Source organism: Streptococcus mitis (assembly GCF_047462815.1).
Taxonomy (GTDB): Bacteria; Bacillota; Bacilli; order Lactobacillales; family Streptococcaceae; genus Streptococcus; species Streptococcus mitis_DO.
Window position 1 is genome coordinate 33157 of sequence record NZ_JASHFB010000009.1, and the last position, 12842, is coordinate 45998.

Sequence of the window (12842 nt, forward strand, 5' to 3'; positions counted from 1 at the left end):
AAAAATCAAAACGACCAAAATGAAGTGAGAAAGTGCTCTTTATTTTGGTCGTTTTTTGTAAGTTATGTTTATTGAGGTATGGATAATTGAGTTTTAATATCTTAGAAAACTGAGAATACAAACACGGCCAAGGCTGCACCGATAACAGGTCCCACAACAGGAATCCAAGCGTAAGACCAGTCTCCGTCTCCCTTGTTTGGAATGGGCAAGATGCTATGCATGATACGAGGTCCAAGGTCACGCGCAGGATTCAAGGCATAGCCTGTTGTCCCACCAAGTGATAGACCAATACCGACAATCAAAGTTCCTACTGCAAAGGTTCCGATACCTGCCTGAAAATCGTAAAGACCTAAAGCAAAGATTGTCAACACCAAAACAAAGGTGCCAAGGATTTCGCTGATTAAGTTAGAAACTGTATCCTTGATGGCTGGACCAGTACTGAAGGTTGCAAGGATATTACCTGCATTTTCTTCTGCCTCATAATGCGGTTTGAATTGCAACCAAACCAAAATCTGACCGAGCATAGCCCCTGCGAACTGAGCTAGGATGTAAGGGAAAACGGAAGCCCAAGGCAAACCACCTTTCAAGGCCACACCAATCGTCACAGCTGGGTTTAAATGAGCTGGACTGAGTTTTCCAGATACAAATACTGCAACTGCAACTGCAATCCCCCAACCCATAGTAATCACAATCCAACCTGAGCTATTGCTCTTAGTTTTAGGAAGAACCACGCCTGCAACAACACCATTTCCTAGAAGAATCAGGATTAAAGTCCCCAAAAATTCTCCAAATAATTCATTCATCATCTTTCTGTCTCCATTAAAAAGAAGGGGCGGGTGACAAGGAATGCTGCCCTCCACCTCTTTTCCTTTTTCTTAATTTTTTAATTCTGCCAAGTCGTTTTGAGCAAGAGCTGCTTCGACATCCGCACGGTAGGCTGCTTTTTCTTCTTCTGACCAATCATAGAATCGTCCCATTTCATCCAAAACTGGCTCAACGATGCTATCCAAACTATCACGCATAAAGAGCATGTGGTTGGTACGACGAAGGAGGAAGTCAACTGGGCTAAGAGCCAACTCATTGCGCATTGCATAGTGAAGGGACAAGGTGTCTGCCAAGCTGAGTCCTGACGCTTGTTCCAAGCTGTGAGCAAGGGCAAAGACTTTCGGTACATTTGAACCATAAAGATTTGCCAGATAGTGAGCTTCCTTGCTATCCAAACCACGTGATACTCCAAGTTGAGCAAAGGCTTCGATTTCTGAGTCCACATTTGCTGGGTTCAATTCCCCACCTGAAACAGGATAAGTCTTAGAGTTGATGAGTTTAAAGCTACGATCAAACTCTGATTTCAAGATCTCAACTACGCGCTCCATAGCCCCTTCTGCCATCTTACGGTAGTCTGTGATTTTACCACCAGCAAGGGTCAAGAGACCATTATCATCACGGTCCAAGCTAGAACCACGTGAAACTGCAGATGGATCCAAATGTTTCTCAGATGTGCTGCTTTCAAGTTTGCTAACAGCAGATTCAACATCTTCACGCGTTTTTTCTTTCGATAGATAAGCTTCGACAGTCGCAATCAAGCTATTGAAGCTTTCATCACTGATGGTTCCGTTATTTCCTCCATTGTAGTCAGAAGCGCTATTGCCTGCGATCAATGGACGAAGACCTGCCCAGCTACTTTCGATATCATCAATGGTGATGTTGGCTTCTGGGAAGCGGTTGTTGACAATGCCAAGTAGATAATCTACATCTTCCTGCGTCACTTTTGGATGTTCCAAATCACCTGTGTAGTCTGTATCTGTTGTACCAAAGTAGGTCTTATTTTCACGTGGGAGAACAAAGACCATACGACCGTCACCCAAACCTGTGTCAAAGTAAACTGGCTGTGAAACCTTGATCTTGCTTGAGTCCACTACCAGGTGAACTCCCTTAGTTGGACGCATTTGTGAGAATTGAGTTCCCTTATTAGACAAATTGCGTACCTTGTCGCTCCAAGGACCTGTCGTGTTGATAACCAGACGAGCCTTGATTTCAAAGACTTGGTCTGTCAACAAATCACGAGCTACGACACCTGTAATCTTGCCACTTTCGTCAAAGAGGAAGCCTTCTGCCTTCACGTGGTTAGCAATGAGAGCACCGTCTTGGTTGGCACGTTTGATATTTTCAATCACGAGACGAGCATCGTTGTTACGGAAGTCAAGGTAAACCCCACCTCCTACCAAACCTTCTTTCTTCAAGTTTGGCTGGCGTTCCAAGACTTCTTCCTTGCTCAAGACCTTATTAGCAGCTGGCGTGTTATTAACTCCTGCCAAAAGATCGTACAAGTCCATAGCTACTTTAAGACGGAAAAGGCTAAAAGTAGCTCCATCTTCGTCGTAAACTGGCAAGAGCATTGGGTCTGGTTTTGGAATATGTGGAGCAATTTGTTGAACCACTGCACGTTCTGAAACCGTATCTGACACCACTTCTACGTCAAATTGTTTGAGGTAACGAAGACCTCCGTGAACCAATTTTGTTGAACGGCTGGATGTTCCTTCTGCGAAGTCCTGCATTTCAATCAAACCAGTATCTAGACCACTAGCTCCCGCCTGCAAGGCTACACCAGCCCCCGTGATTCCTCCACCGATAATCAAGAGGTCCAAGGTACGTTCCTGCATTTTTTGAATTGATAATTCACGTGTTTTCTTTGAAAATTCCATTTTTACACACTTTCTAACTAAGTCGCTTTATTCTTCCAGTATTATACTCTTCGAAAATCTCTTCAAACCACGTCAGCGTCGCCTTACCGTAGGTATGGTTACTGACTTCGTCAGTTCTATCTGCAACCTCAAAGCAGTGCTTTGAGCAACCTGCGGCTAGCTTCCTAGTTTGCTCTTTAATTTTCATTGAGTATTAGTCGTCTACTTCCGCAAAGACTTGGGTTGCTTTCACAGCCTTCTTCCAGCCCTTGTAAAGTTGTTCCTTACGAGATTCGTTCATAGATGGCTCAAAAAGTTCCCCAGTTTCATTCAAGAGCTTCAACTCATCCAAGTCTTTCCAGTAACCAACTGCCAAACCAGCTAGGAAGGCTGCACCTAGAGCTGTGGTTTCCAAGTTTTTAGCGCGTGCAATGTCAATTCCTAAAATATCAGCTTGGAACTGCATGAGGAAGTTATTCATGGCTGCACCTCCATCCACTTTCAATACTTGGATAGCTGTCTGAGCATCCACCTGCATTGTGTCAATGATATCACGTACTTGATAAGCGATGGATTGTAAGGTTGCCTTGATAAAGTCTTCCTTACTTGTTCCACGAGTCAAACCAAAGACAGAACCGCGAGCATTTTGGTTCCAGTATGGTGCTCCTAGTCCTGTAAAGGCTGGAACTACATAAACTTCATCATCATTGTGAGAATCACGAGCATATTTTTCAGATTCTGGTGAATTTTCAACCATGCGAAGACCGTCACGAAGCCACTGAATGGCACTTCCTGCGATGAAGATTGAACCTTCCAAGGCATAGTAAACCTTGCCATTGATTCCGTAACCAATGGTTGTCAAGAGGTTATTTTCAGACAACTGCATTTCTTCACCAGTATTCATGATGATGAAAGAACCTGTTCCATAAGTATTTTTAACCATACCAGGTTCAAAGGCCAACTGTCCAAAGAGGGCTGCCTGTTGGTCACCAGCCATACCTGAGATTGGCACTTCTCCACCGTAGAAATGGAATGGCGCTGTCTTACCGTAAATTTCAGAGTTAGAACGAACTTCTGGAAGCATAGCCTTCGGAATATTGAGGATTTCTAAAATCTCATCATCCCATTTGAGTTCTTTAATGTTATAAAGCATGGTACGAGCTGCGTTTGAGTAGTCCGTCACGTGAGCCGCACCGTCAGTCAATTTCCAAACCAACCAAGTATCAATAGTACCAAAGAGCAATTCCCCTTTTTCTGCTCGCTCTTGAGCGCCCTCTACATGGTCCAAAATCCAACGAACCTTGGTAGCAGAGAAGTAAGCATCGATGATCAAACCAGTCTTTTCATGGAATTTTTCCACATAACCTTGGCTTTTTAGTTGTTCAGCCAGAGGTGCTGTCTGGCGTGACTGCCAAACGATAGCATTGTAGATAGGAAGTCCTGTTTTCTTATCCCAGACAACCGTTGTTTCACGCTGGTTGGTAATCCCGATTGCTTCGATTTGATTTGGCTTGACACCACTTTCGATGAAAGCTCCAGCAATAACAGACTGGACGGAATTCCAAATTTCATTGGCATTGTGCTCAACCCAACCTGCCTGAGGGAAAATCTGAGTAAACTCTTTTTGACTCGAGCTAACCTTTTCCCCTTTTTTGTTGAAAATAATGGCACGAGAACTTGTAGTTCCCTGGTCAATGGCCATGATGTATTTTTCTTGTGACATGTGCTGTCCTCCTGATAAAGATCTTGAGGTGTTTCCTCTTTACACTAACTAGTATACAAAATAAAGCGCTTTCTTGTTCATCAACTTTTTTTAATTTTTAAAAAAATGTGAGGAGATTGTGTAAATTTCACAAAAAAGACCTGAAACAACCAAGCCTTTTAAGTAAATAATAACTGACGAATCCCTGCCAAATCTTCCATATCCAAGTCGTTTTTTAAATAATAAACTGGTGTTTGTTCCTTCTTATGAATCGGGTTATTGGTAACCAGCAAATCATAATGCCGAGTTCGGTCATATGCCTCTATGGTAATAAAACGGTTGTATTCCAAATACCGTTTCAAAATGGCTGCCATCCTTGAGAAGACAAGAAAACCAGATGTCAAATCCAGACCAATCCGCATATGCTGGCCACCATTTTCAGCCATATATTCGATTAACTGAAGCCATTCCCAGAGAATTTTCTTATCCAAATCCGTCCCCTGCTGAAAGGCAGGTAGAGCATGAAAAATCTCCTCTGCCATTCCCCTAAAATCATGTTCCATCAGCAAATAAGGATGGCGATTCTCTAACTGGTACTTATAGCGATCCTGTAAAATATAGCCCTTATAGAGATAGACTTGGGCACAAAGCTGACTGAGTTCATAGGTGACATGGTCCTCTGTATAATCACCCAGCAACTCCTCCTTCTTCATTTCTTGAATCAACTGCGTCAGCAAATCTACCAACTGCCCTCCAAAACCAAGGATATACTCCATAGTATGAAGAGGAAGAATGCGATGAGATAGGAGGAAAGAGAAGAAAATCATCATCTCCCCATCCTCAGTTCCGAGAGGAAGGTGTTGACCAGCAAAAAAGGACGGAGCCTTTCGATGCAAACGAAGGTAGAAAATATTGTCAAAATACTCTCGCATTTTCTCCTCTATCACTTGAAACTGACAAGCATTGACCCGAAGACGTTGTTGACTGATATGAGCCCAGAGAACCAAGTCCAATTTCTGCCCCGAAGACAAGCTGGCACCGCAGATTTCTTCTAAGCTGGCAATCTCTTGTTTTCTCTCAGCTTTCTGCATGTGACCTTCCCATTCCTGACTGGACCAGACCTTGCGGAAAAGACAGAAATAGAAATAGCGAATCTGATGCTCTGGACCTCGCCAACGTCCATTTTGGATGGATAAATCAAACTCTGACAAAATCTGATTCAAGCTAGACAAATGACGCCCAAGCGTAGCCTCGCTAATCATCAATTCTTGAGCCAGCTGATGGGCTAAAAACTGTTGGTGGTAGAGAAGATAGACTAAAATTTGGTATTTTATGGCATTCTCCAAAAACAGGCTCCGAATATCTCTCCCCTTGGTAGTTGCACCGATTGACAGGCGCAGATTTTCATCTTCTAAGTGAATAGTCAGCTCTAAGCCACTATCCAAAGCCTTGTCATTGAGCAGGGTGACATATTTGGTTAGGGTTGCTTTTGAAAATCCTGTCTCCTCCATTACAGCCTTGACAATCGTCTGAGACTCTTGTAATAGAAAGGAAAGGATTGAAAATTGGCCAGATTCAGCCTTTTCCATCAAATCTCCTAAATACATTTGTTACCCCTTTCATTTTCTACCTTAAGCATAGCATAAATCTTAGAAATGCTGAAATAATCTGTTTCTCTTTTTATTTTCATGCTGATTTCCTAGTCCATTATCCTGAAAATCAGCAAACACACGGCTCCCCCTTTGGGCATTTTTATGCTAAAATAGTAGCTATGGATAAAATTATTAAAACTATATCAGAAAGCGGCGCCTTTCGTGCTTTTGTCCTTGATAGCACAGAAACCGTCCGCACTGCTCAAGAAAAACATCAAACCCAAGCTAGCTCAACTGTAGCACTTGGTCGAACTCTTATCGCCAGCCAGATTCTCGCAGCCAATGAAAAAGGAAATACCAAACTAACCGTTAAGGTGCTGGGCTCTAGCTCTCTAGGTGCCATTATCACCGTCGCTGATACCAAGGGGAATGTCAAAGGTTACGTTCAAAATCCTGGTGTTGACATCAAAAAGACTGCAACTGGTGAAGTTCTAGTCGGACCTTTTGTTGGAAATGGTCAATTCCTCGTTATCACAGACTACGGTACTGGAAATCCTTACAACTCTATGACTCCCCTCATCTCTGGGGAAATCGGTGAAGACCTGGCCTTTTACCTGACTGAGAGCCAACAAACCCCTTCAGCAGTCGGCCTCAATGTCCTTTTGGATGAGGAAGACAAGGTCAAGGTTGCAGGTGGCTTCCTAGTTCAAGTCTTGCCAGGAGCCAAGGAAGAAGAGATTGCTCGCTTTGAGAAACGCATCCAAGAAATGCCAGCTATCTCGACGCTTCTGGAGAGCGACGACCATATCGAAGCCCTCCTCAAAGCTATCTACGGTGACGAGGCCTACAAGCGTCTTTCTGAAGAAGAAATCCGTTTCCAATGTGACTGTAGCCATGAACGCTTTATGAACGCTCTTGCCAGCCTTCCTAGCTCAGACTTGCAGGAAATGAAAGAGGAAGACCACGGGGCAGAAATCACTTGTCAATTCTGCCAAACAACTTACAACTTTGATGAAAACGACCTGGAGGAACTCATTCGTGACAAATCTTAATACACCCTTTATGATTGGCAATGTTGAGATTCCCAATCGTACCGTTTTAGCGCCTATGGCTGGCGTGACAAACTCAGCCTTTCGTACTATTGCAAAAGAGCTCGGAGCTGGACTTGTTGTCATGGAAATGGTCTCTGACAAGGGAATCCAATACAATAACGAAAAAACCCTGCACATGCTTCATATCGATGAAGGCGAAAACCCTGTCTCTATCCAACTCTTTGGTAGCGATGAGGACAGCCTAGCACGCGCAGCAGAATTCATCCAAGAAAACACTAAGACCGATATCGTGGATATCAACATGGGCTGCCCAGTTAACAAAATCGTGAAGAACGAAGCTGGCGCTATGTGGCTCAAGGACCCAGATAAGATTTACTCTATCATCAACAAGGTCCAATCTGTCCTTGATATTCCACTTACTGTCAAAATGCGTACAGGCTGGGCTGATCCATCTCTTGCAGTAGAAAATGCCCTCGCTGCTGAAGCTGCAGGTGTTTCTGCCCTTGCTATGCACGGCCGTACCCGTGAGCAAATGTATACAGGTCACGCAGACCTTGAGACTCTCCATAAAGTTGCTCAAGCTTTGACCAAGATTCCCTTCATCGCCAACGGTGACATCCGTACGGTCCAAGAAGCCAAACAACGTATCGAAGAAGTCGGTGCTGACGCAGTCATGATTGGCCGCGCTGCCATGGGAAATCCTTACCTCTTCAACCAAATCAACCATTACTTTGAAACAGGAGAAATCCTACCTGATTTGACCTTTGAAGACAAGATGAAAATCGCCTACGAACACTTGAAACGCTTGATTAACCTCAAAGGGGAAAACGTCGCAGTTCGTGAATTCCGAGGACTCGCTCCTCACTACCTCCGTGGAACATCTGGCGCAGCTAAACTCCGTGGAGCCATTTCACAAGCTAGCACCCTAGCAGAGATTGAAGCCCTCTTGCAATTGGATAAGGCATAAAATGGTTCATACTGCTCTACTGATTATCGATATGCAAAAAGCATTTGATAACCCTATCTGGGGAGAACGAAATAACCCTCAAGCTGAACAACAAGCATTGAGGATACTGGCATACTTTCGTAAACACGGTCTTCCAGTCTTACACGTTCAACACATATCTGACAATCCCCAGTCGCAATTTCATAACAAACAAAATCAGGAGTTTAAAAGTGGATTTGAACCAGTTGCTTCCGAACCTGTCTTTCAAAAAACAGTTAATAGCGCCTTTATTGGGACAAATCTTGAAACATATTTACGAAAAAATCAGATTTGTCATTTAGTCGTTGTTGGTTTGACCCTGCCTCATTGTGTATCTACTACGACACGAATGGCAGCAAATCTTGGTTTTGAAGTCACTTTACTAGCAGATGCTACTGCCAGTTTTACCCTATCTAACAAAAACGGTCAGGCCATCTCTCCTGAGACTATCCATGAGATTAATCTCCTTTCTCTACAAGATGAATTTGCTCAAATTCTTACTACAGAAGAATTTTTAACCCAAGTACAAGTATAAAATAATCCGTCAACCCTTATTGAGCTGACGGATTTTCTTTGATTATAAAAACTTAAATACTGAGAGTTATTATTGACTCAAAGCAACACTGGAAACCTTGCCATCCGCTCCTGTTGTAATTTGGATGACTTTTCCTCCACCGATTTTGGCATTATACTTGCCACTATCAAGAGTATAAGAGTAGCCTCTGATAGAGTAACTTTCTTTCTTTCTTTCCATCAGCAGATTCTACTGTAAATTGACCACCTGATGAAACTGTGATGGTTTCGCCATTTGCTCCCTTCCAGTTGCCAGCTGCTGCTGAGAAATCACCATCTACCATGGCTAAAACACCCTTGTAGCGTTTATTTTGCTCTGCTTGTTTGTCTTGAAGTTTGCGGTCAGTTGTTGGGTCATAGCTTGATTGGTTAGACTGGGCTTGAGGAGACTGTTGAGTTGAAGGAGACTGAGCAGGAGTTTGTTGACTAGCTGCCTGTTGATTAGACACCTCTTGACCTTGTCTTTGCTCTGGTGCAGGTGTTGCTGGTGATGATGTTGTAGTTGCTGCAGACTGGTCAGTAGACGCCTTGGACTTTTCAGATGAAGCTGAACTTGAGGATTTCTGAGTCTTGCTTTCTTCGCTAGCAGAAGTTGCTTTAGAACTTGATGATTGGCTTGTCTTAACAGAACTGCTTGCTTGAGTTGTTTCCTTTTTATTTCCACAAGCTCCTAATAGCAAGGTAGAAGCCAATACAGTTGCTGCCATCAATTTGATATAGGTTTTCTTTTTCATTTTTCTACTCCTTTGTAATATTTTAGAAATATAAAGAAATCTTTTTGTAATGTAATTGTAACATTGAGATTTAAATATGTCAACGATTCATTTAAACTATTTTAAAAATCTCACATAATTTAAACACCTTTACTCCTCCTACTCTTCTATTCGTAATAAAACAGAAAAACAGGAGATTTTTCTATTAAAAATTTAAATTCGCTTTTTGTAATCGCTTGCATCTTTAACTCCAAAGGAATATAATAACATTGAAATAGAATATAGGAGATGTAGGCTTATGTTAAGCAAATATTACAAGTATCTTCCTTGGTTGATTTTAGGAGCTTTCTGGTCTTATCAGTCCGCAATTCGCTACGCTCAGACTACATTTGATGTCTTCTATCTGACGACAGTCTTTATGATTTTCTATATAGCTTTGTTATTCCTACACAAAAAATATCTCAAGTATCGATACAAAGACTTTTTTACTCACCTGTTGAGCAATTCTAAGAAGGATAGCCACCCATAAAAGCAGTCACAACACAAAACCATCTCATGATGGTACATAAAGAGGTCAGGAACTTTTCCCGACCTCGTTTTTATGCAATATCAAATTTTAACTGGCCTGCTTTAACACCAATCTTCAGTGTGCTACCTGCCTCTAATTCTCCCTTGAGAAGAAGTTCTGCCAACTTGTCTTCCACTTCTGTTTGTAGGGTTCTGCGAAGTGGACGAGCTCCCATCTCTGGGTCATATCCTTGATTTGCCAACAATTTCAGTGCGGAAGTTTGTAATTTCAAGTCAATACCTTTTTCAGCCAAACTTGCCACTAAAGGTTTGACCATAATCTTCACTACTTCCTGCATATGGTCGTTAGAAAGGCTATGAAAGACCACCTTTTCATCAATACGGTTGATAAATTCAGGTCTATAAGCTTTTTTCAGCTCTTCAAACATGCGTTTTTCCATATTTTCCTGGTCAAAACGAATGTCCTTAGCTCCAAATCCGACAGTCTTGTCATCACGAAGGGCTGTCGCACCAAGATTTGACGTCATGATAATAATGGTATTTGAAAAGTCAACCTTGCGGCCCTTGCTATCGGTCAAAACACCATCATCCAAAACCTGCAAGAGCACATTAAAGATGTCTGGGTGAGCCTTTTCTACCTCGTCAAAGAGGAGAACAGAGTATGGTTTGTTGCGAACTTTCTCGGTCAACTCCCCACCTTCTTCGTAACCCACATATCCCGGAGGAGCTCCGTTAAGACGGCTGGCTGCGAATTTCTCCATATACTCACTCATATCAAAGCGGATAAGGGCTGATTCGTCGTCAAAAAGAACTTCTGCCAAAGCCTTGGCCAATTCGGTCTTACCGACACCTGTAGGTCCTAAGAACATAAAGGAACCAATCGGACGCTTGTGACTGCGAATTCCTGACTGATTACGGCGAATCGCACGGCTAATACTTGAAACAGCTTGATCTTGACCGATGACACGTTTATGCAATTCAGCTTCCAGGTTCAGGTATTTCTTAGCATCCGTTTGAGTCAGTTTTTGGACTGGAATACCTGACAAGCGACTCAAGGTGGTCAAAATATCAGACTCTGTCACCAAGTCTTTGTAGACAGGTACTTTCTCTTCTTTTGCGATTAGCTGGGTTGCCTGTTTCCACTTGCCATCCATCAGAGCCTTGTCTGCTGGACTCAAGCCAGAATCATCTGCTTTCACATGCTTAGCCTTATTTTGCACTGTTGCTGCTGCCTCATCCAAGAGATCGATAGCAGAGTCTGGCAAATGGCGACTAGTCAAGTAACGATGAGCCATCTTGACAGCTGTTTCAACCGCTTCATCTGTGATTTGCACACGGTGATGCTTCTCATAAGTCGCCTTCAAGCCTTGCAAAATGGTCATGCTGTCTGCCACACTTGGTTCTTCAATCGTCACTTTAGCGAAACGACGAGAAAGGGCCGCATCTTTTTCGATGTGTTTTTGGTATTCTTCCTGAGTGGTCGCACCAACCGTTCTCAAAGTTCCACGCGCCAAGGCTGGCTTCAAGATATTGGCCGCATCTAGAGTCGAGTCAATCCCGCTACCAGAACCCATGATAGTGTGGAGTTCATCGATAAAGAGGATGACTTGACCATCTTCTTCAATATCCTTGATGATATTGTTCATGCGCTCTTCAAAGTCACCACGGAAACGTGTCCCTGCAACGACATTCATCAAATCAAGCTCTAACACGCGCATCTTGGTCATTTCCGCAGGCACATCACCACTGGCAATACGCTGAGCAAGACCAAGCGCCAGAGCTGTTTTCCCGACACCAGCATCCCCAACCAAGACAGGATTGTTCTTAGTCTTCCGGCTCAAGATTTGAATCATACGCGAGATTTCCTTGTCCCGACCGATGACTGGTTCTAACTTGCCAGAACGCGCTTGCTCTGTCAAATCATGCGTATAGTCCTCGAGACCTCCGCTCGGAGTCTGCGGCATGCCCATCATATTGGCCATAGAATTTTGCTTGTCAGCTACTGTACGATGACGTTGGCGTAAAGCCTTGAGATCTTCACGAGTCCAACCTGCCCGTTCTTCTAAATTTCGACGAAGGGCAGCAATCTTGACCTGATCTTTCTTGTCTTCATATGAAAAACCAGCCCTCTCCAAGATACGAGTCGCCAAGGCATTGCCATCATGCAAAATCGCATAAAGGAGGTGCTCTGTCCCTAGCACCTTAGCATGGACCACTGACGCTACATACTCTGCTTCGTCAAAAAGAACCTGCAAACGATGAGAAAACGGCAATTCCGTAAAGGTTTCATCCTGGCTATAGTCCGTTTCAGTCAGTTCCAAAGCGACCTCTTCTAAACGGTCCATCTCATATGGATAATCATTTAAAGTCGCCCCTGCCACACTATAACTATGATTGGACATGGCAATCAACAAGTGCCAAGACTCTAGGTAACGAGCTCCAAAATGGCCAGCCACCATGTAGGCACTTTCGATACATTCATTCAATGCTTTTGAATAGTTCATCTTACTTCCCTTTTCTATCTACCTCTTGTATGACCTGTCTTAGCATGTTTGCTCGAACAACTGGAGCTTCTTCTCCTAGAACGCGATCCAAAGCTACTGCTACCAGCAAATTCATCTCTTGCTTGGTCATCAATTCCTGCTCAACCAAAAGCTGTAGAATATCCTCATAAATTTCTTGACTGACCCGCTCACCAATCGAGTAAAGCAGTTCTCGGAGCATTTCATGATGACTAGAAAACTCAATCCGTCCTATACGAATGTAGCCTCCGCCACCACGCTTACTTTCAACCAAGTAGCCTCTACTTTCCGTAAAGCGTGTCTTGATCACATAGTTGATCTGACTAGGAACAACCTGAAAGGTATCTGCCAACTGACTACGTTGCAACTCCACAATACCAGATTGATCTAAAATCGCCTTGATGTAGGCCTCAATATGATCCGATGTATTTTTAAATCTCATTACAAACCCACCTCTCTTCTTAAACCTTGACTATCTTTGACTATTATACCGA

General features: G+C 43.2%; 10 protein-coding genes and 1 pseudogene. 4 read left to right on the top strand and 7 right to left on the bottom strand.

Annotated features, from left to right (window positions below; all coding sequences use genetic code 11):
- Positions 1-101: 101 nt before the first annotated feature.
- The 4 genes from QM865_RS05955 to QM865_RS05970 all read right to left on the bottom strand — a co-directional run bounded on the left by QM865_RS05955 (position 102) and on the right by QM865_RS05970 (position 5990).
- Positions 102-806, bottom strand: coding sequence for an MIP/aquaporin family protein (locus tag QM865_RS05955; protein ID WP_414306245.1), 705 nt, complete (start codon positions 804-806; stop codon positions 102-104).
- Between the two features lie 69 nt (positions 807-875).
- Positions 876-2702, bottom strand: a complete 1827-nt coding sequence (glpO, locus tag QM865_RS05960; RefSeq protein ID WP_414306246.1) for a type 1 glycerol-3-phosphate oxidase — start codon at positions 2700-2702, stop codon at positions 876-878.
- Between the two features lie 193 nt (positions 2703-2895).
- On the bottom strand, positions 2896-4404 hold the full coding sequence (gene glpK, locus QM865_RS05965; protein ID WP_414306247.1) for a glycerol kinase GlpK: 1509 nt from the start codon (positions 4402-4404) through the stop codon (positions 2896-2898).
- Between the two features lie 158 nt (positions 4405-4562).
- Positions 4563-5990: a helix-turn-helix domain-containing protein gene (locus QM865_RS05970; protein ID WP_414306248.1), complete on the bottom strand. Its 1428-nt coding sequence runs from the start codon at positions 5988-5990 to the stop codon at positions 4563-4565.
- A 164-nt stretch (positions 5991-6154) separates the two neighbouring features.
- Between QM865_RS05970 and hslO the strand changes: the two genes are divergently transcribed.
- Genes hslO through QM865_RS05985 form a run of 3 tightly spaced genes read left to right on the top strand, consistent with a single transcriptional unit; the run spans position 6155 to position 8547 of the window.
- Positions 6155-7027 carry an Hsp33 family molecular chaperone HslO gene (hslO, locus tag QM865_RS05975; RefSeq protein ID WP_031227923.1) on the top strand — a complete coding sequence of 291 codons (873 nt, stop codon included), beginning with the start codon at positions 6155-6157 and terminating at the stop codon, positions 7025-7027.
- On the top strand, positions 7014-7994 hold the full coding sequence (gene dusB, locus QM865_RS05980) for a tRNA dihydrouridine synthase DusB (protein WP_000183308.1): 981 nt from the start codon (positions 7014-7016) through the stop codon (positions 7992-7994). The genes hslO and dusB overlap by 14 nt, the downstream gene beginning before the upstream one ends.
- A 1-nt stretch (position 7995) precedes the next feature.
- Positions 7996-8547: a cysteine hydrolase gene (locus tag QM865_RS05985; protein WP_261068856.1), complete on the top strand. Its 552-nt coding sequence runs from the start codon at positions 7996-7998 to the stop codon at positions 8545-8547.
- A 69-nt stretch (positions 8548-8616) separates the two neighbouring features.
- Here the strand turns inward: QM865_RS05985 and QM865_RS05990 are convergent.
- Positions 8617-9319 (bottom strand): annotated as a pseudogene (locus QM865_RS05990) (hypothetical protein).
- A gap of 277 nt (positions 9320-9596) precedes the next feature.
- Here QM865_RS05990 and QM865_RS05995 point away from each other — a divergent pair.
- Complete coding sequence (locus tag QM865_RS05995; protein ID WP_261068858.1) at positions 9597-9827, top strand: hypothetical protein; 231 nt, start codon at positions 9597-9599, stop codon at positions 9825-9827.
- A 70-nt stretch (positions 9828-9897) separates the two neighbouring features.
- Here QM865_RS05995 and QM865_RS06000 read toward each other — a convergent pair whose 3' ends face one another.
- Together QM865_RS06000 and QM865_RS06005 are read right to left on the bottom strand one after the other, a co-directional pair.
- Positions 9898-12330, bottom strand: coding sequence for an ATP-dependent Clp protease ATP-binding subunit (locus QM865_RS06000; protein WP_414306249.1), 2433 nt, complete (start codon positions 12328-12330; stop codon positions 9898-9900).
- Between the two features lies 1 nt (position 12331).
- Positions 12332-12790, bottom strand: a complete 459-nt coding sequence (locus QM865_RS06005; protein WP_004261972.1) for a CtsR family transcriptional regulator — start codon at positions 12788-12790, stop codon at positions 12332-12334.
- Positions 12791-12842: the final 52 nt, after the last annotated feature.